The sequence below is a fragment of the Sorangium sp. So ce117 genome (genome assembly GCF_051524395.1).
GTDB lineage: Bacteria > Myxococcota_A > Polyangia > Polyangiales > Polyangiaceae > Sorangium > Sorangium cellulosum_B.
In genome coordinates this window covers 2,167,257-2,191,700 of record NZ_CP150309.1, presented here as the reverse complement: position 1 = coordinate 2,191,700, position 24,444 = coordinate 2,167,257, and the positions used below count along the sequence as shown (strand labels likewise).

Sequence of the window (24,444 nt, the reverse complement as noted above, 5' to 3'; positions counted from 1 at the left end):
AACCGGGAAGGAGAGCGATGAACCAGAAGCGAAAGCTGAGGAGCCAGGCGTGGTGGGACGACGCGACCAATCCGGAGATGACGGCGCTGTACCTCGAGCGCTACCTGAACTTCGGGCTGACCCGTGAAGAGCTCCAGTCCGGCCGCCCCGTCATCGGGATCGCCCAGACGGGGAGCGACCTCGTGCCATGCAATCGCCATCATCTGAGCCTCGCCGTCCGGGTCAAGGAGGGCGTGCGTGACGCCGGCGGGATCCCGCTGGAATTCCCGGCGCACCCCCTCCAGGAGACAGGCAAGAGGCCCACCGCGGCCCTCGACCGGAACCTCGCGTACCTCGGGTTGGTGGAGGTGCTCCACGGATACCCGCTCGACGGCGTCGTCCTCACGACGGGCTGCGACAAGACAACGCCGTCCTGCCTGATGGCGGCGGCGACTGTCGACCTGCCCGCGATCGTGCTCTCGGGCGGGCCGATGTTGAACGGATATTACCGCGGGAGGCTCGCCGGCTCGGGGCTCGTCATCTGGGAGGCTCGCCGGCTCCTCGCGGCCGGCAGCATCGACTACACGGAGTTCATGGACATGGTCGCCGCGGCGGCGCCCAGCGTCGGACACTGCAACACGATGGGAACGGCCCTGTCGATGAACGTCCTCGCCGAGGCCGTCGGGATGTCGCTGCCCGGATGCGCGGCGATCCCGGCGCCCTACCGGGAGCGGGCGCAGATGGCCTACGCGACCGGGCGCCGGATCGTGCAGATGGTGCACGAGGACCTGACGCCGAGCGCGATCATGACCAAGGCGGCGTTCGAGAACGCGATCGCCGTCGCTTCGGCGATCGGCGCGTCGACCAACTGCCCCATCCACATGAACGCCATCGCGCGCCACGTCGGGGTCGACTTGACGAACGACGATTGGCAGAGGGTCGGGCAAGACGTCCACTTGCTCGTCGACTGCCAGCCCGCCGGGCGCTTCCTGGGAGAGGACTTCTATCGCGCGGGGGGAGCGCCCGCCGTCATGAACGAGCTGCTCCGCGCAGGCCGTCTCCACGGGGATGCGCTCACCGTGTCCGGACGAACCCTGGGTGAGAACGTGGCGAGCGCCGCCGTCGCCAACCGCGACGTGATCCGGTCGTACGAAGATCCTCTGCTCCGCGCCGCCGGCCTGCTCGTCATGAGCGGGAACCTCTTCGACTCGGCCGTCATGAAGAGCAGCGTCATCGGAGAGATCTTCCGCGACCGCTACCTGTCGGACCCCGCGAATCCCGGTGTCTTCGTGGCGCGGGCCATCGTCTTCGAGGGGCCGGAGGACTACCACGCTCGCATCAACGATCCGTCGCTCGGGATCGACGAGCGCTGCATCCTCGTCATGCGCAACGCGGGGCCCATCGCTTATCCGGGCTCCGCGGAGGTCGTGAACATGGATCCGCCCGACGCGCTGGTTCGAGAGGGGATATCCCTGCCGACGCTCGGCGATGGCCGCCAGAGCGGCACCTCGGACAGCCCCTCGATCCTGAACGCGTCGCCCGAGTCCGCGGTGGGCGGCGGCCTCGCGCTGATCCGGACGGGGGATCGCATCCAGGTCGATCTGCGCCGGCGTCGCGTGGACGTGTTGCTCTCCGACGACGAGATCGAGCAGCGCCGGAAGTCCCTGAAGCTGCCGGAGCTCGAGAGCCAGACGCCATGGCAGGAGATCTACCGGAATGCGGTCGGTCCCCTGTCCACGGGCGCGTGCTTCGAGCCGGCCGTTCGGTACCAGCACCTCGTTCAGCTTCGCGGGCTGCCTCGCCACTCGCACTGAACGGCACGGGAACGGAGGTAAGGACCATGAGCATGGAACGGACGGGGAAGGTCGTCGTGCTGGACTACGATTTCGGCGACGTCGACATCGAGCGCTCTCTCGTGGAGCCGGCCGGCTTCGAGCTGGTCGCCGCGCAGTGCAAGACGGAAGAGGACGTCGTGGCCGTCGCGCGCGACGCCGTCGGCGTGCTCACGCAGTACTCCGAGGTCAAGGGGCGAGCCATCTCGGGGCTCCCGCGCTGCCAGGTCATCGCTCGGTACGGCACCGGGGTCGACACCGTCGACGTCGCGGCGGCGACCCGCCGCGGGATCCGCGTCACCAACGCGCCGAACGACTGGTGCGCCGACGAGGTCGCCGACCATGCCGTGGCGCTCTTGCTCACGCTCTCCCGCAAGCTGCCCGCGTACGATCGTGCCACGCGCGGCGGATCCTGGTCCTGGCAGGATGGCCGGCCGATCCACCGGATGCGGGGCGCGACCCTGGGGCTGCTGTCGTTCGGCGCGATCGCCCGAAACGTCGCCGCGAGGATGGCGAGCTTCGGTGTGCGCGTCACGGCGCACGACCCCTTTCTCGACGCGGACGAGATCCGCGCCGCCGGCGCTGACCCCGTGTCCTTCGACGAGCTTCTGGAGCGCTCCGACTACCTCGTCATCCAGGCGCCGCTGACCCAGGGGACCCATGGTCTCTTCGGGGAACGCGAGCTCCGGCGCATGAAGCCGACAGCGATCCTCGTCAACACCGCCCGTGGTCCGATCATCGACGACGACGCTCTGTACCGGGCGCTCGAGGAGGGATGGATCGCGGGGGCCGGGCTCGACGACCTCGCCGAGGAGCCGGCGAAGCGCCGGGACTGGAGGCCGACGAGCCCGCTCTTCTCGCTCGAGAACGTCGTCATCTCGCCCCACGCTGCCTATTACTCGGAAGAGTCGATCGAGTTCGTCCGACGATTCGCGGCGAGCGAGGTCGTTCGGGTCCTGTCCGGACAGGAGCCGATGTCGCCCGTGAACCTCATGGCTGCTTGAGCCCGCCGCCTCGCCGGCGCGGGCGGGTACGGCGGATGCATTGGGGATGCATTGGAATGGAGTGGAGGGACGCGTCCATGCGACGATCAGCCCCGAACCAGGCCGGTGTCTCGGTGGCTCTCTGGGGGGCTCGACGGCCGGAGGAGCTCGCGCCGATCAACGAGGTGATGGGATGGAGCCTCGACGACGAAGCCCGCGCCCACATCGACGCCGTGCTCACCGGAGCCGTGCGCGACCCGGTGGGCCCCGAGTTCATGGCGCCGCCGGAGCGCCCCGCCGCGGCGCGCAGCGCGGCCTGACGCTACCTGCGCGGATCCCGCGAATCCAAGGCGACGGCCACGAGCTGGCCGTCGCCATGGCGACTCACGCCGCCCTGAGCCCCGACTCCGGGCGCGCTCGACCGAAGGCGTCGCACCTGCCCCAGCGCCCGGGGATATCGAGCAGTCGGATCTCCCCGAGCTCGGCAGGGACCGCCGGATCGACGAACAGGCGATTGCCCATCGGCTCCAGCCCGAGCACCACGCGCAGAAAGAGCAACGGAGCCGCCGCGGCCCAGGCCTGGGGGCTGCACGCGGTCGGATACTCGACAGGGAAACTTGTGAGCTCTCGTGGATACCCGGCGAACGCCTCCGGCAAGCGGTAGTGGAAGAAGGGAGCCGCGGCCAGGTTGCCCGTCGCGACGCGCCCTGCCTCCACGCTGAAGCCGTAACGCCGGAGCCCGAGCGCGATCAGAGAGTTCTCGTGCGGCCAGACCGTGCCCACGTGATATCCGATGGGGTTGTACCCGCCCTCGTCGTCGGCCATGGTACGCACCCCCCAGCCGCTGAACAGATGCGGTCCGAGGAGGTGCTCCACCACGCGTTCGGCCTTGGATGTCTCGACGATACCGCTCCAGAGCAGGTGGCCGATGTTCGAGGTCAACGAGTCGACCCGGCGCTTCTGGCCATCCAGCGCGAGCGCGAAGAACCCGCGATCGTCGAGCCAGAAGTCCTGATTGAATCGACGCTTCAGCTCGGCCGCGTCTCGCTCCAGGCGCGCCGCCAGCTCGGGGTCCCGCCAGAACTCGCGCGCGAGCCGGGCGCCGCGCACCTTCGCGTCGTAGACGTAGCCCTGGATCTCGCAGCACGCGAGAGGCCGCGGCGCGAGCGATCCGTCATGAAAGACGATGGCGTCCCACGAGTCTTTCCAGCACTGGTTCTCCAGGCCGGTCTCGGGGTTGCGCGTGTCGTACTCGACATACCCGTCCCCGTCGCGGTCGCCCCACTCATCGATCCATCGAAGCGCGGCGCGGGCTGTGTGCTCCATCGACAGGACGAGCTCCGCGTCGCCGGTCCAGCGCTCGTACTCGTCCAGCAGGACCAGGAAGAGCGGCGTCGAGTCGGCAGAGCCGAAGTAGGGGGAGTGCGGCCGCTCCTCGAAGGCGGTCAGCTCGCCCCAGCGGACCTCGTGGAGGATCTTTCCCGGCTCCTCGTCGCGGAAGTCGTCCCGGCGGCTGCCCTGGCGGCGCGCGAGATAGCGGAGCGTGGAGCGCGAGAGCTCGGGGACGAACGGCAGCGCTTGCAGGCTCGTGATGATGCTGTCGCGGCCGAAGGCCGCCATGAACCACGGCAGACCGGCGGCCGGAATGGCGGCGTCCGGCATCAGCTTGGAGAAGAAGCGCAGCGCGGCCAGGTCGATGAGGCTCCGCTCGTACGTCCGGGCGAGCGTCTCGTTCGCGGTGAGGAGCCGCGGCGCGTGGTCGATCCAGCTCTCGAGGCTGATGCCGATGTTCGGGCGCGCGTGGCTCTCGCCGTGAGCGTACTTCACCCGGGTGTGCCGCTCCTCGAGGCCGTCGATCGCCGCCACGACGTCGAGGCACGTGCTCCAGCGGCCGTGCGGCGGGATGCTCGCCCGGAAGGTCAAGCCGCTCGGATCGATCTGCGCGGGCTGCGAGGCGGAGATCCACGTCTCGCGCACGAAGCGCTCGCGTCGATAGCCGAGGACGAGCCGATTGTCCTCGATGCGGTGATAGCGCTCCCCTTTCTTCGGGAGCATGTCCTTGACCTCGAACAGGTCGGCGAAATCGGCGCCGGCCTGGATGCGGACCTCGAGCTCGACGGGAACCTTGCCGTGGTTCATGAGCAGGAGGTCCTCGTGGAAGCCGTCGCCCGCGAACCGGCTCCGGACGATCGAGAGCGTCGATTCGACGTACATCGCGGCGGGCCTCGGGACGAGGAAGAACTGGGCCTGGAAGTACTGCACGTCGTCGGTGGACAGCGCGGCCGGGACGACGCCGTCGATCGTCAGGATCCATTCGGAGAGAAAGCGCGTATCGAGGTGAAAGAGGCCGAGCGGCCGGCTGACGGAGTGCTCGATGTTGCCGCGTAGATCGCTGACGACGAACGTGCCGCCGTCCAGAATGCTCACTTGCCGTTCCATGGGCCCCCTCCGAATACGGTGGCTCAGCGCGTCGCTTCCGGAGCCTGTTGATCTCCCGGGGAGAAGACGCTCTGAAACATCTGGGCGACGCCCAGGTCTCCTCGCACGCCGACGCGGCCCTGCATGATCGCCGTGAGCAGGTTCTGTTCACCGCGAAAGATCCGCATGAAATCGTCGAGCGAGCACGAGAGCTGGCAGTCCTCGCTCGCGCCTTCGGGCGCGATTCCGAAGGACCCGTCGGCGATCTCCACGACGACGCGCTCGTCGTCGCTGAGCTGCACGGCGCACACCTTCCGTGTTCCTCGCAGGCGGGCGTCGTAGCGTCCTGCCGCGAGATCCTGGATGAGCTTTCTTGCTTGCGTCATGAAGTGTGTCCGGTTTGCCAACCTGGCCTTGGCGCTCGCCGCGCTCCTTAGCCCGAGCAAGGCGTGTGCCCTTCTGCACGGTGCGGAGGCGCGCCTCTTCATTCACGCTCGCGTGTGGAGCACGCGAGCGCCGCCCAGCGCGATCAGGATCATCGACATACCGCCGGTCAGGAGGCTGATTCCGACGAGCAAGCCGAGCACCCTCACGGCCGTTGTGACGCCGCCCGTGAGGATCAGCATCCCGAGCCCAAACGCCAGGATGCCGTCGAACACGAGCCATCCCGAGCCCCGCAGCCCGCGGTGCTGATAGGCGCGGATGAGCTTGAGCGCGCCCTCGGAGACGAAGTACGCCGCGGCGATCACCATCAGCGCGAGCTTGCCGGTCATCGGGGCGACAACAAGGAGGAGCCCGAACGCCACCTGCACCAGGGCGCTCACGAGCTCCCAGCCGGAGCCGGCCCAGCCGCGGCTCTGGATGGCGTGACAGCCCTCGGCCACGCCGGCGAGCACGATCAACCAGCCGAGGGCGATGGCGGTGACCCGGGAGGCGACGAAGGGCATGACGAACGCGAGCACCCCGAGCACCATCGAGGCCACGCCGATCGCGACGAACCAACCGCGGTTCTCCCGCACGGTGTGAAAGTCGACCTGCGCGAAGCGAAGCGACCTCGGGGACTCTCCGAGCGGAGCAACCATGGGAGACCTCTCTGGTTCGTGGAGCACGCGTGTCCCGTCGGTCCCCCGCCGCGCGCGGACGAGGTGGCCAGGACCGCGTCGGCGTCGAGCATCGTCCGTGCCAGTGCGCCGGCGGGAACATTGTGCCTGGCGCTCGCTGGAGGCGTCACGGCCGAGGACGGCCAGCGGCGCACCGCCTGATCAGCGGGCGGCGGCCTTCGCGGCCCTGGTGCTCGGGCTGGTCGCCTGCCGGACCGCGCGCCGCTGGAGCTTCGAGCCCTGCTTCGCGCGATTGGCGCTCTTGCGCGTCGACTTGCGCGACGGGCGGTCCTGCGCCGAGTCTTCGAGCGTCGCGGTGGCCTTCCGTGTCCTCCGCATCGTGTTACGCCGCGCCGTCGAGCCGCCGCCCGCCTTCCGGTCGGTCGCGCTCCGCCCCGGAGCGGCCGTGTCGACGGGAATGTCACGCCGCGACTTCTCGGGCCGCTCCAGCGCGCGCTCGAGGTTCTCCTTGCCGCGCCCCACGCGCCGCCCGATGAAGCTGCCCTCGGGCGATGGATGACCGAGCCGCGCCGGGGCCGCCGCGCTGCGCTTCGCCGCTCGCGCCGTGGGCTTCGGGCCGCGCGCCGGCGCGCGTGATGCGGCGCGCGGCGCGCGATCGAGGGCGCTCTGCACGGCCCGCACGATCCCCGGGACGGCTCTGTCGATCGTCTCGCGCGGCTCGTGACCTCGCATCTGGTAGACGACGCTCGGGTGCCCGCTCAGGACGACCTTCACGTCGCACGCGACGTCGACGCCGCCGCGCGGCCCGTTCACGTCCGTGAAGCGCACCGTGAGCCGCTCGATGTCGGGCGCGAACCGCCCGAGCTTCGCCCCGAGGGTCTGGCGCACGTGCGCCCTCGTCGCCTCGTCGACGCCGACGCCGAAGGTCCGCACCGCCAACGGCGTCCGCTCCGTCGGTGTGCGCCCGGCGCGCGCCCGGACCGGTCGCGGCACGGTGGAAGGGAACTGCGGACGTCGCCCGGTGGATGGTCGCCCCATGCGCGCAACATCGAGACCGGCCCCCCGTCGTCAAGCGCCGCGGCCACCGGCGAGGACGTGTTCCTGTTCCCTCCTCCGCACCTCGGCCGGCTGCCCATCCTCGCCGCCCGGTCACCCGCGCGTCCGCCGCTGGCGCCGGAGTCCCTCGGCCAGGAGCTCGCGCTCGCAGAGCTCGAACGCCGCGAACCTTGGCCGAGGCGGTCAGTTGGCGGGCGGGATGAAGAGGCCCGGGCAGGGCTCGTCCCCGAAGACCCTGGAGCCGAGCCGGTACATCGTGATCTTCGGGTTCGGCGCCCAGTTCCAGCTGCCCCCGGCGTGGGAGTAATCGTTCGACTGGTTGAACGCCTGCCAGCTCGACGCGTGAAACGCGATGTTGAACCGGTCGGTGGAGGACGACGGATTGACCGAGAGGAACGGCAAGCGCACGTCGAGGTAATGCGTCGCGCCCGCGCAGCCGCCCCCGGGCACCTCGTGGAAGCTCATCTCGAGCTCGCTCGAGCAACCCCAGCACGTCGCCTCGAGCGGGCCGGGCGGCTCCTGGCTGAAGTAGTACCGCACGGTCGAGCCCGCGAGGTACACGCTCTCGCTCCCCGTGTTGCGCACCTGGATCCCGGGCGTCACCCAGTTCGGCTGCGGCGCGTGGGAGTCGTACAGCACCTCCAGCTGGCAGTCCGCCGGGCACGACGTTGTGCTCTCGCCGCTGCTGCAGATGCCGTCGCCGCAGGAGCAGTCGCTCGCGCATGACGCCGGGCTCTCGAGCGGGCCGCAGGCGCCGTCACCGCAGGAGCACAGGTCCGAGGCCGTGCGCTCGCACATGGCCTGGATGGCCCGGAAGGCATAGGTCACGTCCTCGCCGCGGCACGCGTCGTCGGCGCAGGTGAACGGACGCACGCAGTCGCCGTCCTGCACGAAGTCGCGCTCGCCGCGCACCAGGATGCCCACGAGCTCCTTCGTATTCAGGTCGAACACCCCGGACCCGGAGTTGCCCACGAACGTGTCCAGGTTGCCGACGAAGAAGTCGAGGCTCGGCGCGTTGCTCCGGATCGCGGCCCCGTCGGCCAGCTTGAGCGGCAACCCGCGGGGGAAGCCGTGCACGACGAGCGGCGTGCCGATGGCCAGGGGATCGCTCGACACGCGCACCGCGGCGGGCGTCCGCCCCACGACCGGCCGATCGAGCCGCACGACCGTGTAGTCCGCGCCCCGCCGGTCCTGGTAATAGCTGACGAAATCCACGCAGCTGTAGACGTCATCGCTGGTGATCTGGCCGAGCTGGCCGGACGGCGTCATCGCATAATCGAAGACGAAGCGGCTGCTATTGCAGTTGTTGATGCAGTGCGCGGCCGTGAGCACCAGGTCGTCGTCGATCAGCGTCCCGCTGCAGTCGGCGAGCGCCGGCTGGGACGCGAAGCGCTCGTCGAGGCACACGCCGTCGCGCCCCGCCCACGTGGGCCCGGCGATCTGGATGTCGTTCGGGTCCGAATCGTCGACGGCCGACGCGGGGACGAGCGCCACGGTGAAGTCGAGCGCCCGCGCGGCCCAGGCGGGATCCGCGTACGTGAAGGGCTCCTCGCGGTCATCCTGGCCATAGATGACCTCGGAGCGGGCCTCGCCGGCGGCCTCCTCCCCGACGGGCGCGGGCGCCGCGCACCCCGCGGCGACCCCCACGGACAACAAGCCAGCAGCAATGATGAAGTGGTTCGCTCTCATGACAAGCTCCCAAGTGTTCGAGGCAGAGCGAGGATCACCGGGCGGGCCCGATGACGACGTGTCAGTGCCTGGCCGGCGTCGAGCAAGGATCTGACGCCCGACAAGCAAGGACCCCCGAGTGGCACGCTCTTCCCGTTCTCAGCGAGGGGGATCTACCTCCTCGTGAGGCGCGCACCAATTCATATGCGCCATGGACCTCATGCACACGCTGCATCGAGCCGGCGCGGCCCGGGGCGCGAGCGCCCGCGGGGGCGCGCCCCTGACGACGGATTGACCATTGTCCAATGGATTGGCGCCGCCTCCAGCAGGCGGGCATCCCGGGCTTACCCTCGTCGCATCGGGAGAACGTCCTCCTGGGGAGCGCCACAATGAAGGTAGCCATCTTGACCGGCAGCGTGAGGAGCGGGAGACAGTCGCACAAGATCGCCCATCACCTGGAGCGGAAGCTCCGGGAGCGGGGCGCCGAGGCCGATCGGATCGATCTGGCGGAGACGCCGTTGCCGATCCTGGAGGACCGGTCGGGTCGCCCCCCGCAGCTCCAGGCGACGGTTCAGGGGCTGAGCGCGCGCCTACGCAGCGCGGACGCGCTCGTGTTCGTGACGCCGGAATACCACGGGAGCTTCTCGGGCGTGCTGAAGAACGCCCTCGATTACTTCTGGGAAGAGTTCAACAAGAAGCCGATCGGCGTGGTCGCGGTCTCCGCGGGGAAGCTCGGGGGCATCAACGCCTCGACGCAGCTCCAGCACGTGATCCTGAGCCTCGGAGCGTTCCCCCTGCCCCTCAAGCTGCTCGTCCCGGAGGTCCAGAGCGTCTTCGACGAGTCGCTCCAGCTCAGGAGCGAGCAGGTCGCGAAGGCGGCCGACAGGTTCCTCGACGAGTACCTGTGGTTCGCTCAGGCCATCGTCCAGGCGAAGCAGGCCGGCGAGATCTCCCGGCCCCTGGTCGCATGAGGTCGTCCTCCTACATCGACCTCCACGTCCACGCCGACGACAGGAGCGCGAACGCGCGTGCGGGCAAGCGGGCGAACCACCTGGGAAACTGACGGCCTGACGAGTCCAAGCCTGAGGCTCACGAACATCGCGTGGCTCGCCGTCGAGGCAGCCAGGGCTCCGGCTCTCGGGAGCAGGGCATCTTGCGGTGTCGCGCGAGGTTCGATATCGTCGGTCGTCGGCGGAACGAGCGCCTCAACCACCATCGGATATGGCTCAATACCTTTCTCCACATCCCGGGCTCGAGGGCTCCGGGAGCGCCTTCGCGTCGGTCGGCGCAGCTCTCGGGGCGCACGGAGACATCGGGAAGAAGGTGCTCTCGACGCTGGGAGTGGCTGAGCTGGTCGCGGGCGAGTGGTACCCCCTTCAGATGCTCCTCGACCTGCTGAAGGGCGTGGCCCGGGCGACCGGGGACCATACGCTGCTCGCCATCGGGAAGGCGCTCGTGGATCACGCCGTGTGGCCGGCCATGCCGCCGACCATGGTGGACGCCCTCCAGATGATCGACGTGGCATACCACATGAATCACAGGCTTGACGGAGAGGTGATGTTCGATCCGGCGACCGGCGTCATGCGGGAGGGGATCGGCCACTATCGCTGTCATCCGGAGAAGCACCAGATCATCATGGTCTGCGATACGCCTTATCCCTCGGAGCTCGATCGCGGGGTCCTGCTCGGCACGGCGCGACGAGCGGCGTCGCGCGGGGTCAGGCCGCGCGTCGACGTCGTGCTCGACGAGTCCCGCCCGTCGCGGAAGCGCGGCGCCGACTCCTGTACCTACCGCGTCACATGGTGAACCTGGGATGTTGATCATCAGCGGGCAGCGCACCTCGACTCTTCGCTGATCATCGAGGCCCGCACGAGCAGCGTGCGTCTCCTTCGTGGCTCCGCGCGCAGCGGGCAGCAGAGCCTCCGCCTCGTCGCGTCGCCTCGTGGCCGGGCGCGGTCGACCTCGGGACCTCCGGCGGGCAGGAAATCCAAGCGCCTTTGTGGATGTCAAGAAATTTTAGCCTCTCCCGCCTCCGGGTCGGTCGAGTGGACATGATCTGCCCTGTGAACCTCGCCCGTGTAAAAATCTAATACAATTAATATGTCAGCTGACTTGCTGTGAGCGAAATCACCACCGTGAGCCACCGTCGAGACGGCCCCGCGCGCCAGCTGTGCCGCACCGCACCCCCTCCGAACGCGGCGCTCCGAACGAGCCCCGCCCGCCTCGTCCTCCCTCGGCATCGAGCACAGCCGCGGCCGGTCGATTGGAATTGACATCGGGAATGTGAACGTTCACTTTCCTCCTCGAGGGGCATCCTTTTGCTTCAACGATCGACGGCGTGCCGCCTGGGTCCCTGGGCGCCTGAAGACCTGTGTACACGTGCCCCGTCAGCACCGCCGGGCCGGGCGCTGCCGCATCCGAGCTGCGATAAAGATTTATAGCGTGGGTCGAGTCGAGGGCGACGCCTCGGGGGCACACCAGGCTACCAGCGACTCGAATCGCAGAGAGACGCGAATGGAGTCCATTTCTTCGATCGCTCGAGGGAATACGGTGTTGTTATGAAAAATAGATCGAGTTTGGCTTTCACCTTGGCCGCGCTGGGCATGATCGTCGGCGCTTGCGGCGGCTCGAATGACGACGGCGACGTTGGGGGGAGCGGCGGAGCCCCTGCGGGCGCTGGAGGGAGCGTGAGCGGCTCGGGCGGCGAGCAGGCGAGCACCACCGGAGGGCCTCTGCCTTCGGGCTCGAGCAGCTCGCAGAGCACGGCCGGAGGGTCTGACGCCTCCGGCTCGGCCACGAGCGGAGGAGCGCCTGCCGGCGGCGGCGGGGAGACGGCGGGCGGGAACGGAGGCTCGGGCGGCGACGGCGGCGGCGGCGGCCAGGTCAATCGGCCCGAAGTGGTGCTGGCGGGTGACAATGTGAACGCTAACGGACCGCTCGAGACGACGGTTCAGGACCTCTCGTTCAGCGGCGGTGGCCACATTCTCGTCAGGCCGACGACGCTCACCACCGAGCCCAACAAGAAGCACCCGGTGGCCATTTGGGGTCCGGGCGGAGGTACCCCTCCTCGCGACTACCTACAGCTGCTGACGCGCATGGCCTCGCACGGCTTCGTCCTCGTCGGTATTCGAGAGTCGACGGGCGACGCCGTGCTCATGTCGGCGGCGATCGATTGGCTGGAGGCTCAGGACGCCGATCAGAACAGCCCCATGTACGGCCGCTTGATCCTCGACCGCGTTGGTGTGTTCGGGCACTCGATGGGCGGGCTGTCGTCGGAAGCGGCTGCTCAAACCGATAAGCGCGTCTCCACCGCGTTGCTCGACAACAGCGGCTCCTTCGAGCACAACGCCCTCGTCAATCTCAAGATCCCTGTCGGCATCATCTACGGTGAAACGGGTCAAGAGGCGCCCAACGCCGAGGGTGACTTCAACAACGCCGGCAACAAGGGGCCAGTCTGGCTCGGCAAGATGAAGGGCGGTGGTCACGGCTCGGGGCCTTGGGACGGCGCCGGAGCGAACGTTGCTTGGATGCGTTGGCACCTCGGCGGGGAGAACTCCCGCAAGGACGCGTTCCTCAAAGACGGTGGCGACTACAACAACAAGGGCGTGTGGCAGACTCAGTCCAAGAATTGGAACGAGTGGAAGAACTGGAACGAGTGACAGGCGGTACACCGAGCAGACCTTCGTGCTCGGCAGCATCACGTTTCAGGACGGGCTCGTGACATGAGCCCGGCTGGCTGCGTCTGGCGCGCCCTGTTCTTCGGGGATGTCGCAACCTAGCAGGCGATCGAGCGGCACGTAGGTGTCCGGCTTGCCCGCTTCGCCGGCGACTCGCACGCCGACCGTGCTGGGCATGTAGTGGCCTTGTCGCTCGCGACGCCATAGCTTGCGCGCCGGCTTGTAGCTGGAGCTCACCTCCGCGCGCGCGAGCACGCCGTTCCAGTAGACTCGCCGCCGCCGCTCCTCTGGAATGACGCTGCGCGGGAACGCGCTCAGCAGGCTCTCGTCGACGTGCGCCGCTTGAAAGCCATGGTAGCGCTTCACGCCCGCGTGAAGGTCGTGGACGCGCGCTACCATGAGGAGCAGGAGGAGGAACTCGCCCTGGGCTCGCGGCGCCGCGCCACGATCACCGCCGAGATCGCGCCGACGCCCCCCGCGTGGACGTTCCCGCAGCCCGCCACCGCGTGCCTGACGACGCTCGGGACCGTGAAGGGCACGTTCTCGACGACGTGGGGGTCGCTCACCGAGCCGGATCCCTTCGCCGCGGGGACGGGGACGTTCGACGCCGCGTTCCCTGCGGATGACCCGCAATCGGCCGGGACCGTCGGCTCCGCGGCGGGCTATGAAGGCTCCGAGCCAGGGGTCGAGTCCATCACGAGCGGCCGCGCCCAGGTGACGGTCGTCGGGAGCTTCCCCGACGGGACGGTGCGCGCCCTCGTGTTTTTCGTGGACCCGGAAGTCTTCGCCGCCGGAAAAGAGGGCCCGTACGACTGGCAATCGGTCATGGCGTTCGCGCTTGATTACACGCAGTCGGAGCCAGTGCTCACGGGCTTGTTCGGCGACGGCAAGATCCACTTCGACGAGGCCTCGACGGAGTCGGGAGCGCCGGTCACGGGCTCCTTCGAGGCGACTGTCCTCGGAGGCGGTCTATTCTGACGTGATGCCGATTCTGCTCCGCCCGGCAGGACGGCGCTGGTCGTCGCGTCGCGGGAGCGCGAGGGGCCCGGTGGACGAGGCGCTGGCCGCGCGTGGCCTCACCCGCACCGTGATCGCGGTGCTGCGCCGCCAGGCCAGTCGCCGACTCCGATCGGTGATGCGGCGGGCCCTTCACCGCAGGCGACGCGACGGAGGAGGGCGCCCCGTTGGGCCACACCGGAGCCGCCCTCTGCGCGCAACAGGCGAAAACGATGAAATATCTACTGTTTCCGGTGGCCGCTCGTCATCGCCCGGCTTCTCCTGGCGGGACTGTTCCGCGGGGGCGAACCGTCGCGATCTGTCGCGTCCCCGGCGATCTGGGGAGAGCCTGACGACGGAGCGCCGCCCTCAAGAGGCATGGACCCAACCCGGGCTCAAGTAGCTCTTGAAATCGAACGGCAGCGTCAGCGCTCCGAAGTCCGGGATGCTGCCGACGGGGGCGGTCTGCCCCTCGTCGGTCGGTTCGTCAGGCTTTGCGTTCTGGTCCAGCGCGATGTCCTGATTGCGGATCACGTAGGCGCGCAGGGCGTCCTCGTACGCGGCGATGCCACCCACCAGATCATCCTCGTGCATGGCGAGCTCACTGGCCAGAACGTAAGCGCCGACCATGGCGACCGAGGTGGCCTGCCCCGTACCCAGAGAGACGGCGTAGCCAGCATCGCCGACCAGCACGATCCGCCCGCGTGCCCAGCTGCTCATGCGGACCTGGCTCAGCGAGTAGAAATGGAAGTCGGTCGCGCGCAGCATGTGCTCCACGATCTGCGGAATGACCCAGCCTGCGCCTGCGACGCGGTCGGCGAGCAATCGCTTCTGCACGTCGATGTCGCGGGAGTCGTGGTCGATCCCCTTCGGCGCGTTGAAGCCGAGATACGTCCTCGCGTGGACATCCTTCCGCAGGCCCATGACCAGCGCGCCGACGGAGTCCGGCTGCCGGTACATGATCTGCCAGCGCTCGAGACCGAGGAAGTTCGGCATGCCGAACGTCGCGACGTACAGGTCGCCGAAGGCGCGGATGAACTGCTCATCGGGGCCGAAGGCGATCCGCCGCACCCCCGAACCCAATCCGTCGGCGCCAACCACCAGCTCGAAGCGGCGAGGCGCAGCCTTGAGGAACGTGACGTCGACGCCCGACTCGTCCTGGGTCAGCGACGTGATGGAATCGGCGAAGAGGTACTCGACCCGGGGGCCCACGGCTTCGTGAAGCACATGACACAGGTCGTCGCGCAAGATCTCGACGTCGGGGCTGTCGAGCCGGCCGCCTGTCAAGGTGCTCTCCGTGCTCCGAAAGATCTCCTGACCGGCCGAGTCGACCACAGAGATGCCCGTCAGCCTCGTGCTTCGATCGCGAAGCGTGGCAAGGATGCCCATTCGCTCCGCGACCTCCAGGGCCGGCCCCCGAACGTCGAGCGCGTGCCCGCCCGGGCGTAGATGCGGCGCACGCTCGACCACCGTGACCGCGAAGCCGCGGCGGGCGAGCCAATAGGCGACGGTGAGACCGGAGATGCTGGCGCCGGAGACCAGCACCCGGGAGGCGGGACGCGTCGGGATCGTCGAGTTCATGGCAAGCACGGTAGGTTTCTCGAACCGAGCCGTCCAAGACATTGAACGCACGGCTATGATGCCTGTAGGGTAACGGTCGAGACCATGGAGCTCCGACACCTGCGCTACTTCGTCACGATCGCCGAGGAGCAGAGCTTCCGCCGAGCCGCCACCAGGCTCCACGTCTCGCAGTCTCCATTGAGTCGGCAGATGAAGGACCTCGAGGAGGAGATGGGCGTTGAGCTCTTCGCGCCCGAGGGACGCGGGATCAAGCTCACGGCCGCCGGGAAGTCCTTCGCCGAGAGAGCCAGGAGCATCCTCGCGAGCGTTGAGGCGGCCGTCGACGAAGCCAAGGGGATCGCCGAAGGCAGGCTCGGAACCGTGGTCATCGGCTTCGAGACGGGCACGACCTTCATGGGCTTGTTCTTGTCCCTCGTCGCGGCGTTTCGTCGGCGAACGCCCCGCGTCCGCCTCCAGCTCGTCCCCATGAGCAGCCTGGAGCAGTGGACGGCGCTGCGGCAGGGGACGATCGCCTTCGGCTATGGCGCCTACGCGCCCGAAGACGACGCCCTCGGCCACCTCGAGATGAGCCGCGATCGACTGGGGCTGCTGCTCTCCCCTGAGCATCGGCTCGCACGGCTCAAGAAGATCCGGCTTCGAGACCTCGAGAGCGAGCGCGTGCTGCTCCAGCCACGTCAGCTCTATCCGAGGCTCCACGCGGACATCATCACGGCGGCGCGCGCGCAGGGCGTGACGCTGCACGTGACGGCGGAGGTGCTCGACCTGGAGGCGCTCATGGCCCTGGTCGTGATCGGCGACGCGGTCACCTTCGTCTCAGAGAAGTTCTGGGAGCTGGCTTCGCAGACCTCGTTGCTGTGGCGGCCCGTCGAAGATCTCCACGTCGATCTGAGCGAAGTCGTCACATGGCGCGCGGAGGACGACGGCGCGCCCGTGGTGCGAGCGCTGATCGAGACCGCGCGAGAGGTGAGCCCGCTCCTGCAGCACGCCGCAGACCGCGCGCGCTCCCCCAGGGCCGCCGGGCGAAAGCGCAACGAGCGCTGAGGCGTTTTCCCGGGCGGTCACGAGAGCAACACGCGTCGCCTCCGCGCCTGGGCGGCTGCTTTGCCCGTGCGGAGGTCGAACTATGCCGAAGACGGCCTCCCCGACGCTGGGTCCGCGCCGTGGCTGCCCGTTCCGACGGCCTGGGCTTCCTCCTGCTCGATGCCCGGCTCGGAGGCGGGCGGGCTCGGATCCGTGCCGTACCGGTGGGTGCCCTCCGAATTGGCCAGGGCGTGAGTCATCTCGTGGCTGAGGATCACCTGCGGCGGCTGCGCGATCACCGCGCCGAGGCGTCGAAGGCATTGGAGCGATAATCTGGATTGTACTGAATGACCGAGCCCGTCGAAGACGGCGGCTCGCCGGGGGCGGCGATGGCTTGGTACGATGCGTAAGCACCCTGAGCTGCGCCATCGCCCTCGGGGACGGGGTGGCGGCCCGGGTCGTTCACGAGGCGATCGGTCGGCTGCTCGGGCTGCCGGTAGCAACGGATGCGTGAGCAAGCTTGGGCCGAACGTCGAGCCCGCCGCTCGCGTGGACTCCGTTGCCGGAGCCTCGCCGCTCGCCTCTCCTGGATCGCATGACCGGCGTCCCGCGACTCATGGCCTCCCTCCTCTACGGCGCCGGCCTCCGCCTGCTTGAATGCTCCGAGCTCCGCGTGAAGGACCTCGACCTCGAGCGCCGCGAGATCCTCGTTCGCGACGGCAAGGGCAGGAAGAATCGAATCACGATGCTGCCGCTTCGCCTGGTCCCCCCGCTCCGCGATCACCGCACCGCCGTGCGCGCCCAGCACGCCGCCGATGTCGCGGCGTCGGGCGTGGCGCTGCAACTGCTGAGGAGCGCGGTGAGGGCGGCGCAGGAGGCGGCGGGGCGAAGGCGGCGGTGCATCCGCGCTCCCTACCAAGAACCGCGGGCCGGAGTCCCCTGCGGGGCGCTGTCGCGCAAGTTGCGCAAGCTCTGGCCCATTTGAGCAAGCCCCTGCTCGATCCGGACCGCCCGGGGACCGCGGAAAGGCGTGAACCCCGCAAAAGCCGCGTGGCCCGACTCCTGCCAAGGGAACCACGCCTCCGCAACACGGCGACGGACCCCCGATGGCGCGTCGCCGTGGCCTCCTCGACACGGCGATCGCCGCGTCGAGCAACGCGTCGATCCTTCGCTTCGACGCTGCGGATGTCGCCGCCGCGGAGGGAAGTGCCCGTGCATTGCAACCGCCTCGCCGGGAACGGCGCGGCCCCATGGAGAGACATCATGAACGTTCAGCGTCGTATCAACAATCATCGATTCGCCTCCGCGCTCTGGCTCGCGCTCTCGATGGCCCCGTTCGCCGCGGGCTGTCAGGTGGAGGTGGCCGACGAGGCCGTCGAGCCGATCGCCTCCGAGGCGCAGGAGGCGAGGGCAGGCGGCACCATCTCGGTGGCCCTCTGCGGCGGCCTGCTCGGCCTCACCTGCAAGCCCGGCTTCTTCTGTGATTACGAGATCGATGCCATGTGTGGCGCGGGCGATCAGTGGGGCGCCTGCACGCCCATCCCGAAGATGTGCACGAAGGAGTACGACCCTGTCTGCGGCTGCGACGGCAAGACGTACGGCAACGAGTGCGCGGCGAACGCGGCGGGCGTGTCGGTGGCGTCGCTCGGCGCGTGCGGGGCTCCCGAGGAGCAGGCGTGCGGCGGCATCGCCGGCCTCGCGTGCGAGCGCGGGTTCTTCTGCGACTACGGCCCGGAGGCCCAGTGCGGCGCGGGCGATCAGACGGGCACCTGCGAGCGCATCCCGGAGGCGTGCCTGGACGTGTACGACCCGGTCTGCGGCTGCGACGGGAAGACGTATGGCAACGCCTGTTACGCGAACGCGGCGGGCGTGTCGGTTGCGTCGTCCGGCGAGTGCGGGGATGTCGGGGAGCAGGCGTGCGGCGGCATCGCCGGCCTCGCGTGCGAGCGCGGGTTCTTCTGCGACTACAGCCCGGAGACCCAGTGCGGCGCGGGCGATCAGATGGGCACGTGCGAGCCCACCCCGCAGGCCTGCCTCCATGTGTACGCCCCGGTCTGCGGCTGCGACGGGCGGACGTACAGCAACGCCTGCACCGCAAACGCGGCGGGGGTGTCGGTGGCGTCGCGCGGCGCCTGCGACGCGCGCCTGTGAAGCGCGGCGCCTGGCCAGGTGGAGGTGGCGCCGTTCCCCGGCGGAGCGGTGCTGTTGGATCGCTCGCTGCTCGCCATCGTTCGTGGGCGCGAGGTGCGCCAGGATCCCGCCTGGCTCGCCGGCCTGCCGGAATACATCAACTGGTGGAACTTGCGCGGGGACGCCCGGTATAGAACGGACGCCAACCTCCGGCTGCCCCCCGATCAGCCGACGCCGACAGCCGACGCGCTCCCGCGCGGTGCCATCTTGGACGTCCAGGCGGGGCTCTCGGCCGCGGGTCGGTCCTGGGAGATGCCGCGCCATTTCTTCACATGGAGCGGAGCTCACTGGTCGCGCGCCCCCGCGAATGCCGCCGGCGGTCCCCCGACCGATCCCCGGCTGGGGAGCGTCGCGCAGCGCTGGGAGCGCTATGAAGCGGCGGCGGTGACGGCTGGGCAGCTCCTGGTGATAAGCGACCCCAGCTTCAACGACAGGGCGGCGTTCTTGCTCTGTCCGGGGCGCGGGTCGCGGCGTCGGGCGAGCGACTCTGGATCAACGCGTCGGCGGGAGAGACGCGGGCGCCCTCTCGCTTCCTGACCTGCCGCCGAGGGTCCTGTGCGCCAAGCCGCGCATTCGCTGATGACCAGCCCCACCACCGCCTCAGCACCGAGGGGCCCCGCGCGGCTGAGGGCCATCGCCCTGCCGGGGACGGAGCTGGTCACGTCGTGTGCGCGGTTTGACGGTTCGCGCCGGCGATGTCCCTGTGATGCCTTCTCCCTCAGAAGCGCAGGCCCAGATCGAGCGCTGCCGTCGCGTAGACGTTGCTCTCGTCGACCGGCTCGTAAAACTGGGCAGAGCTACCACCCGGCAGATCGTCGATGTGGGACGCGAGCTGGAAGGCGTAACCGGCGCCCGCGCTGCCGTCGACGTAGAAGCTGCCGAAAGGCAAGCGGTACCCCACCTCGATGTGCGGCACGCCGTAGAAGGAGCGCGTCACCATGCGCTCCGTGGCGTGCTCGACGTTGGTGCCCAGCAGCTCGACCGCGACGCCCAGGTGCAGGCCGCGCTGCGCGGGCTGAAGGTAATAGCGCCCGCGCAGCGCGACTCCATAGCTGAAAGCGAACGACCACCCCTCCTCGAGGAACAACGCGCGGCTCAGCAGACCCCAGTGGAAGACGCGGGCGCTCGCGCCCACTGTCCAGCGCTCACCGCCGAGCTCCGCGCCCACACGCGGGCCGAACAACAACAACCCCGCAGGATCGACGAACGCCGAGCCGAGCACCGCGCGCTCGGGTTCGTCGCGCGGCGCCGTCTCCTGTCGTGGCGCAGCGCGCGCGGATTCCTCTGCTCGCGCCCCGCGCGCCGTCAACACCCCGATCGAACACACCACGACGCACCACCACGTTGCGATCCGCCGATTCATCGCGTCGCTTGCTCCTCTCGTCGCGAGCGCGAGGCACGATCGCCTGCGCGCGCGGGCCCTCACCTGTGCAAACGCAATGGCAAGCGACGTGCCAGGCGCTGAACCTCGCGTGCACGCGGTTCTTTCAGCGAGCCGCGCGCGACCCGAGACATTGCTGTCGCGGGACGTTCGAGCACGACGGCAGGAATGATCTACCAAAGCTGCGCACGCGCTCGCAGCGAGTCCAGGTCGGTGCCCGCAGGTCTCGGTGCGTTCGGGAAGGAGGTTGCTTTGGGTACCCCACGTTGGGCCACTTCCATGGACCGATCTGTGCCAATGCCGGGTGAGACAGGCTCCCGTTTGTGCCAACGTCCGGTGAGACAGGCGTTTGCGGGACTGCACCCGAGCAGCAGCGGCGGCGAGGTCCCGGCGCAGCTCTGCAAACGCCTATTCGTTCCAGATTGGTCTCTTCGAAGCGGCCGACGAGAAGAGAACAGAAAAAGGGGCCAACTGACGAGCAGCCTGGCCTCTGGCACGCGCGCACCGCGCTCGATCCGTTCGCGCCCGATCGTGTGAACGAGCTGAGCCCCCGGGTCGCCGCGTCTCCGACCGGCGACAGAGCGCGAAGTCGGCGAAGGTGCCAAGGAAAGCGGCGCGGCGAGGGTGACTAGCGCCCCCGGCGCACCACCCGCGCGATCTTGCGAGACAGCGCGTCCGGCGCGACCGGATAACGCGCCACGTCCGCGGCGCCCGCCGCCACGAGCGCGTTCATCCGGTCCGACGAGAGCCCGGACGCGCACACGACGGCGCGCACGACGGGCGCCGCGCGGCCGAGCGCCTCCAGCAGCGCGCACGCGCCTTCCACGTCGGCCCCGGCGTCGATCACCGCCACGCCCAGCCCCGCCTCGAGCAGCGCGGCGGCGTCCGGCACCTCGGCGAGGTGGATCCCCTGCGCGTCGAGCCCGATCTCGCACGCCTCGCTGAGCCCCTGCCCCGCCGGCGCGAGCCGGAGCAGCGCGACGGTGCGCTCCGGCACGGGCGCGAGCTCCGCCGTCTCGCCCTCCGGCCAGGCCTGCGCCCGCTCCGCCCGGTCGCCGGGCGGCGCGTCCGCCTTGCGCGCGGGCAGCCGCCGCGCCTCGGCCTCCAGCGACATCGCCTCGTCGAGCCGGGAACGCGCGGCCGCGGCGCTCTCCGGGCGCTTCTCGGGCAGCTTCGCCAGGAGGTCCAGCCGGAGCCGCTCCAGGAGCGGCGGGACCGGCGGAGCCCCCGGCGGCCGGCGCAGCGGCGGCGGGATCGAGAACATGTGCATCGCCATGAGCTCCACCGCAGGGAGGCCGACGAACGGCGGCGTTCCCTGCAACAGCGCCGTCAGGATGCAGCCGCACGCGTACAGGTCGGTGCTCGGGCCCACCGCGAGCGAGCGGCACTGCTCCGGGCTCATGTACTCGGGCGTGCCCGCGACCATGTCCTGCGAGGTGAGCGTCGGCCCGGCGTCGAGCGGGTCGTCGAGGTGCGCCAGGCCGAAGTCGACGACCTTGGCGACGCGCTCCCCGTCCTGCTCGGCGAGCAGCACGTTCTCCGGCTTGAGGTCGCGGTGGACGATGCCGCTCGCGTGCGCGGCGCCCACGCCGTCGAGGATGTCCGCGAACAGGGCCGCGACCTCCGCGAGCGGCAGCGGCTCGCGCGACGCCCGGAGCAGCGCGCCGAGCGACTGCCCCTTGAGCATCTCCATCACGAGGTAGATCGAGCCGTCGCCGCCGTCCTCGTCGCCCCCGAGGTCGAGCACCTTGACCACGTTCCGGTGCACGAGCCGCGACGCGGCGCGCGCCTCGCGGAAGAACCTCCGCCGGCTCTCCGGGAGGATCGCGACGTGCGGGTGCATCGTCTTCACCGCGACCGGAACGCCGAGGAGCACGTGCTCCGCCTCGTAGACCTCCCCCATCCCGCCCGCGCCGAGCAGCCGCACGAGGTTGTACTTCCCGCCGAGGACCCGCCCGGCGCGCGCCCGCTGCGCCGCGCCCGCGCCGGGCTCGTCCGAGGGGAGCGTCTCCGCGGCCGCGAAGGGGTCGGCGCGCGGTCGAGCCGCGGGCGCCCGCCCGTCCGGCGACCGCTGGCCCTTCAGCACGGTGCGGTCGGGGTCCCCGTCCGGCGGCGGGCGCTCGCCGTCGCCCGCGCTCACGGCGACGCCTCGCGGAAGCCCACCGCGATCTGCGCCGTCACCGGGCCCTCGCCCTCGTCGCGCCACGGGCTCACCCGCACCGACAGCGCCCCGAAGAGCGCGCCGCCCGCCTCCACGCCCGCCGACAGCCCGCCGAGCACGTCGTCCGCCCTGACCTCCCGGTCGACGAGGTGCAGATCCAGCGCGCCGTGCAGCCGCAGCCACGGCGCCGGATCCGCCGTCGCCCCCGCCAGCAGGAAGCCCTGCACGGCGGGCGTGGCCGGCTCGCCGCCCGCCGCCGCGCCCTCGCCCCCCGCCGCGCCGCCGCCCGCGCCGACCGCCGCGCCGTCGCCCGAGGCGCGGATGCGGGCCCCGACATCGGCCACCCACGTGAGCCTGCCCGCGGCGCCGCCGAGCGCGATCCCGGGCTCGATGCGGAGCGGCGGGCTCCCGTCGGCCATCGGCACGCCCAGGCGGAGCGTGGGGCCGAGCTCGAGCTCCGAGCGCCCGAGGCGCAGGACGCGCGCGCGCGCGCCGAACCAGCCGGTGCTGCCCGCGCCCGCGCCATCCCCCTCACCGGCCGGGTTCGAGCGGAGCGCGACGTCGAGGCCCAGCGGGCCGACCGCGCCGCTCGCGCGCACCTGCCCCGCGGCGACCCAGCCGCCCCCGGAGCGCGCCGCGGCCGCGCCGACGGCCGCGACCGAGGGCGGCGTCGGCGCGAGCCAGAGCCCGTCGGCCACCCCGGACATCGGCAGGAGCGGGAGATACGCGCCCAGCACGGGCGCGGCCGGGGGCGCAGGCGGAGGCGCGGCGCGCGGCGCCTCGGGCGCGGCGGGCAGCTCGGCGTCGCTCGTCCCGAGCACGCCGCCGCGGCCGTCGGCGACGTCGAGCCGGACGCGCAGCGGCTCACCGGGGCGCAGCGCCTCCCGGGGCAGCGGGATCCGCGCCGTCAGGGCGCCGCCGCGATCGCCGCCGGCGAGCGCGACGGAGCGCACCCCCCCCGGCAGGTGGGCGAAGAGCCGCGGCGCCACCCGCCGCGCGACGTCGACCCCGGCGAGCCCCTGGAGCTCGACCCGGGCCTCGATCGCCGGCCCGCCCGGCCCGCCCGGCGCCGCCGCGCGCGAGGCCGAGACCACCGCGCCCACCTTCGTGTACCGGACCGGGAGCGACGTCGCCGCGCCGGGAGCCGCGCTGCCGCGCTCGCGCAGCCGGAGCGCGCGCGGGGCGCGCTGGAGCAGATCGATGCGCTCGGGGACGGGGCCGAACGGGCCGTCGTCGAGCGAGAGCTCGAGCGCGGGAGACGGCGTGAGCTCGATGATCCCGTACGGGTTCGCGGTGATCTCCTGCGCCGCCGGGACGACGCCCCCTGCGGCCCGCGCGGCGACGAGGTGGAACCTGCGCACCGCGCCCACCCCCAGGTACTCCTCGCGATCGACGACCCGGACCCGGAGGAAATAGGCGCCCGCCGGCATCTTCTCCGCGCGGAACGACAGGACGTCCGGCTTCACCTCCTCGCGGGCGATGAGATCGTTGAACTCCGGGTCGCGCGCGATCTCGACGCGGTAGCCGGCCGCGGCCGGCGCCGGCTTCCACGACGCCGACAGCACGCCGAGCCCCTCCGGGGCGAGCGCGATCTGCGCGGCGTCCGCGGTCGTCCATTCGACCGGCGCCGGCAGCGGGCGCGGGCGCGCGGGCGGCGCTCTGCCCACGAACCGGGTGCCGTGGTCCTTCGGGACCACGACGGAGAGGCCGCCCGACGTGACGCCCGCCTTGCCGTCGAACACCGCGACCGTCGTCCGCTCCCCGCGCCGCTGCACCACCGTGTCCCGCGACGACGCGCTCACGCGGCCGCCCCCGCTCGCGGCGACCTCGACCGACTGGCCCCGCAGCGCGGCGAGCGCCGCCTTCACCTCGCCGTCCGCGAGCTCGACGGCCGCGGGCGGCGTCTTCGATACCCGCGCTCGGCTCGCCGTGCCGTAGATGACGACGAGCGTATTCGGCGCGAGGAGCACCCGAGTCCGATCCACAAACTCGATATCTGCCCTCCCCTCATCCAGCGTGTTGACGCTCGAGTTCGTGAGCAGGGGCATCCCCTGAGCCGCGGGCGACCAGGCGCCGCCGGCCGGGCGGGCGCGCACGTCCGGGTGCATCGACCGGAGCTTCGCGTCGGGGATCGACGTCACCTCGGCCGGGAGGACCAGCGTGAGCCCCTCGGCGAGCGTCGTGCCCGGGCCGCACGCGACGCGGTTGTACCGCTGGATCAGCGCTGCATGCTTGGACGAGCCGTAGAGGACCGCCGCGATGTCGTCGCAGGTCTCTCCCGCCTGCACGCCCCATTGAATGACCGCCTCCGGATATCCGGGCGTCGGCTCTCCGGCGCTCGCCGAGCCGACGTATCCAGCGTGGATCGCAGCGTGGGTGGCGCAGCCGAGGAGCACCGAGATAGCGACGGACTGGCCATTTGACGGTGCCACGGCAGCGGC

General features: G+C 70.5%; 20 protein-coding genes and 1 pseudogene. 10 read left to right on the top strand and 11 right to left on the bottom strand.

Annotated elements, in window-relative coordinates:
- Positions 1–17: 17 nt before the first annotated feature.
- The 3 genes and pseudogenes from WMF46_RS08280 to WMF46_RS08270 all read left to right on the top strand — a co-directional run.
- Positions 18–1,793 carry an IlvD/Edd family dehydratase gene (locus tag WMF46_RS08280; protein ID WP_437985123.1) on the top strand — a complete coding sequence of 592 codons (1,776 nt, stop codon included), beginning with the start codon at positions 18–20 and terminating at the stop codon, positions 1,791–1,793.
- Between the two features lie 26 nt (positions 1,794–1,819).
- Complete coding sequence (locus tag WMF46_RS08275) at positions 1,820–2,815, top strand: C-terminal binding protein (protein WP_437985122.1); 996 nt, start codon at positions 1,820–1,822, stop codon at positions 2,813–2,815.
- 104 nt (positions 2,816–2,919) lie between these two features.
- A pseudogene (locus WMF46_RS08270) lies at positions 2,920–3,114 on the top strand (general stress protein); the annotation flags it as partial.
- A 64-nt stretch (positions 3,115–3,178) separates the two neighbouring features.
- Here the strand turns inward: WMF46_RS08270 and WMF46_RS08265 are convergent.
- From WMF46_RS08265 to WMF46_RS08245, 5 genes are all read right to left on the bottom strand, one after another.
- On the bottom strand, positions 3,179–5,233 hold the full coding sequence (locus tag WMF46_RS08265; RefSeq protein WP_437985121.1) for an amylo-alpha-1,6-glucosidase: 2,055 nt from the start codon (positions 5,231–5,233) through the stop codon (positions 3,179–3,181).
- Positions 5,234–5,256: 23 nt separating this feature from the next.
- Positions 5,257–5,598 carry an SCP2 sterol-binding domain-containing protein gene (locus tag WMF46_RS08260; RefSeq protein ID WP_437985120.1) on the bottom strand — a complete coding sequence of 114 codons (342 nt, stop codon included), beginning with the start codon at positions 5,596–5,598 and terminating at the stop codon, positions 5,257–5,259.
- A gap of 102 nt (positions 5,599–5,700) precedes the next feature.
- On the bottom strand, positions 5,701–6,294 hold the full coding sequence (locus WMF46_RS08255; RefSeq protein WP_437985119.1) for an HdeD family acid-resistance protein: 594 nt from the start codon (positions 6,292–6,294) through the stop codon (positions 5,701–5,703).
- A 180-nt stretch (positions 6,295–6,474) separates the two neighbouring features.
- Positions 6,475–7,212: a hypothetical protein gene (locus WMF46_RS08250; RefSeq protein WP_437985118.1), complete on the bottom strand. Its 738-nt coding sequence runs from the start codon at positions 7,210–7,212 to the stop codon at positions 6,475–6,477.
- Positions 7,213–7,512: 300 nt separating this feature from the next.
- Positions 7,513–9,018: a trypsin-like peptidase domain-containing protein gene (locus tag WMF46_RS08245; protein ID WP_437985117.1), complete on the bottom strand. Its 1,506-nt coding sequence runs from the start codon at positions 9,016–9,018 to the stop codon at positions 7,513–7,515.
- Between the two features lie 368 nt (positions 9,019–9,386).
- On the opposite strand from WMF46_RS08245, the gene WMF46_RS08240 reads away from it, so the two are divergent.
- From WMF46_RS08240 to WMF46_RS08230, 3 genes are all read left to right on the top strand, one after another.
- Positions 9,387–9,968 (top strand): NADPH-dependent FMN reductase, encoded by a 582-nt coding sequence (locus WMF46_RS08240; RefSeq protein ID WP_437985116.1) that lies wholly within the window; start codon positions 9,387–9,389, stop codon positions 9,966–9,968.
- 250 nt (positions 9,969–10,218) lie between these two features.
- Positions 10,219–10,803, top strand: coding sequence for a hypothetical protein (locus WMF46_RS08235; RefSeq protein WP_437985115.1), 585 nt, complete (start codon positions 10,219–10,221; stop codon positions 10,801–10,803).
- A gap of 752 nt (positions 10,804–11,555) precedes the next feature.
- On the top strand, positions 11,556–12,656 hold the full coding sequence (locus WMF46_RS08230; RefSeq protein WP_437985114.1) for a poly(ethylene terephthalate) hydrolase family protein: 1,101 nt from the start codon (positions 11,556–11,558) through the stop codon (positions 12,654–12,656).
- Positions 12,657–12,701: 45 nt separating this feature from the next.
- Here WMF46_RS08230 and WMF46_RS08225 read toward each other — a convergent pair whose 3' ends face one another.
- Positions 12,702–13,040: a hypothetical protein gene (locus WMF46_RS08225; RefSeq protein WP_437985113.1), complete on the bottom strand. Its 339-nt coding sequence runs from the start codon at positions 13,038–13,040 to the stop codon at positions 12,702–12,704.
- Here WMF46_RS08225 and WMF46_RS08220 point away from each other — a divergent pair.
- A complete protein-coding gene (locus WMF46_RS08220) occupies positions 13,026–13,652 on the top strand; it encodes a hypothetical protein (RefSeq protein WP_437985112.1) in 627 nt (208 codons plus the stop codon). The genes WMF46_RS08225 and WMF46_RS08220 overlap by 15 nt on opposite strands.
- 387 nt (positions 13,653–14,039) lie before the next feature.
- Here WMF46_RS08220 and WMF46_RS08215 read toward each other — a convergent pair whose 3' ends face one another.
- A complete protein-coding gene (locus WMF46_RS08215) occupies positions 14,040–15,251 on the bottom strand; it encodes an FAD-dependent monooxygenase (RefSeq protein ID WP_437987870.1) in 1,212 nt (403 codons plus the stop codon).
- A gap of 84 nt (positions 15,252–15,335) precedes the next feature.
- Between WMF46_RS08215 and WMF46_RS08210 the strand changes: the two genes are divergently transcribed.
- Positions 15,336–16,292, top strand: coding sequence for a LysR family transcriptional regulator (locus WMF46_RS08210; RefSeq protein ID WP_437985111.1), 957 nt, complete (start codon positions 15,336–15,338; stop codon positions 16,290–16,292).
- Positions 16,293–16,372: 80 nt separating this feature from the next.
- On the opposite strand, the gene WMF46_RS08205 is transcribed toward WMF46_RS08210, so the two are convergent.
- Positions 16,373–16,549: a M91 family zinc metallopeptidase gene (locus tag WMF46_RS08205; RefSeq protein ID WP_437985110.1), complete on the bottom strand. Its 177-nt coding sequence runs from the start codon at positions 16,547–16,549 to the stop codon at positions 16,373–16,375.
- Positions 16,550–16,866: 317 nt separating this feature from the next.
- Here WMF46_RS08205 and WMF46_RS08200 point away from each other — a divergent pair, with 317 nt between their 5' ends.
- Both WMF46_RS08200 and WMF46_RS08195 read left to right on the top strand, forming a co-directional pair.
- Positions 16,867–17,256 carry a tyrosine-type recombinase/integrase gene (locus WMF46_RS08200; protein ID WP_437985109.1) on the top strand — a complete coding sequence of 130 codons (390 nt, stop codon included), beginning with the start codon at positions 16,867–16,869 and terminating at the stop codon, positions 17,254–17,256.
- Between the two features lie 278 nt (positions 17,257–17,534).
- On the top strand, positions 17,535–18,422 hold the full coding sequence (locus WMF46_RS08195; RefSeq protein ID WP_437985108.1) for a Kazal-type serine protease inhibitor family protein: 888 nt from the start codon (positions 17,535–17,537) through the stop codon (positions 18,420–18,422).
- A gap of 757 nt (positions 18,423–19,179) precedes the next feature.
- Here the strand turns inward: WMF46_RS08195 and WMF46_RS08190 are convergent.
- From WMF46_RS08190 to WMF46_RS08180, 3 genes are all read right to left on the bottom strand, one after another.
- Positions 19,180–19,791: a hypothetical protein gene (locus WMF46_RS08190; RefSeq protein WP_437985107.1), complete on the bottom strand. Its 612-nt coding sequence runs from the start codon at positions 19,789–19,791 to the stop codon at positions 19,180–19,182.
- A 679-nt stretch (positions 19,792–20,470) separates the two neighbouring features.
- Positions 20,471–21,982 (bottom strand): serine/threonine-protein kinase, encoded by a 1,512-nt coding sequence (locus WMF46_RS08185; protein ID WP_437985106.1) that lies wholly within the window; start codon positions 21,980–21,982, stop codon positions 20,471–20,473.
- Positions 21,979–24,435, bottom strand: coding sequence for a FecR domain-containing protein (locus tag WMF46_RS08180; RefSeq protein ID WP_437985105.1), 2,457 nt, complete (start codon positions 24,433–24,435; stop codon positions 21,979–21,981). The genes WMF46_RS08185 and WMF46_RS08180 overlap by 4 nt, the downstream gene beginning before the upstream one ends.
- Positions 24,436–24,444 lie beyond the last annotated feature (9 nt).

Coding starts and splice junctions, on each gene's coding strand:
- WMF46_RS08280 (WP_437985123.1), top strand. CDS start 18: ATGAACCAGAAGCGAAAGCTGAGGAGCCAGGCGTGGTGGGACGACGCG.
- WMF46_RS08275 (WP_437985122.1), top strand. CDS start 1,820: ATGAGCATGGAACGGACGGGGAAGGTCGTCGTGCTGGACTACGATTTC.
- WMF46_RS08265 (WP_437985121.1), bottom strand. CDS start 5,233: ATGGAACGGCAAGTGAGCATTCTGGACGGCGGCACGTTCGTCGTCAGC.
- WMF46_RS08260 (WP_437985120.1), bottom strand. CDS start 5,598: ATGACGCAAGCAAGAAAGCTCATCCAGGATCTCGCGGCAGGACGCTAC.
- WMF46_RS08255 (WP_437985119.1), bottom strand. CDS start 6,294: ATGGTTGCTCCGCTCGGAGAGTCCCCGAGGTCGCTTCGCTTCGCGCAG.
- WMF46_RS08245 (WP_437985117.1), bottom strand. CDS start 9,018: ATGAGAGCGAACCACTTCATCATTGCTGCTGGCTTGTTGTCCGTGGGG.
- WMF46_RS08240 (WP_437985116.1), top strand. CDS start 9,387: ATGAAGGTAGCCATCTTGACCGGCAGCGTGAGGAGCGGGAGACAGTCG.
- WMF46_RS08235 (WP_437985115.1), top strand. CDS start 10,219: ATGGCTCAATACCTTTCTCCACATCCCGGGCTCGAGGGCTCCGGGAGC.
- WMF46_RS08230 (WP_437985114.1), top strand. CDS start 11,556: ATGAAAAATAGATCGAGTTTGGCTTTCACCTTGGCCGCGCTGGGCATG.
- WMF46_RS08220 (WP_437985112.1), top strand. CDS start 13,026: ATGGTAGCGCTTCACGCCCGCGTGAAGGTCGTGGACGCGCGCTACCAT.
- WMF46_RS08215 (WP_437987870.1), bottom strand. CDS start 15,251: ATGAACTCGACGATCCCGACGCGTCCCGCCTCCCGGGTGCTGGTCTCC.
- WMF46_RS08210 (WP_437985111.1), top strand. CDS start 15,336: ATGGAGCTCCGACACCTGCGCTACTTCGTCACGATCGCCGAGGAGCAG.
- WMF46_RS08200 (WP_437985109.1), top strand. CDS start 16,867: ATGACCGGCGTCCCGCGACTCATGGCCTCCCTCCTCTACGGCGCCGGC.
- WMF46_RS08195 (WP_437985108.1), top strand. CDS start 17,535: ATGAACGTTCAGCGTCGTATCAACAATCATCGATTCGCCTCCGCGCTC.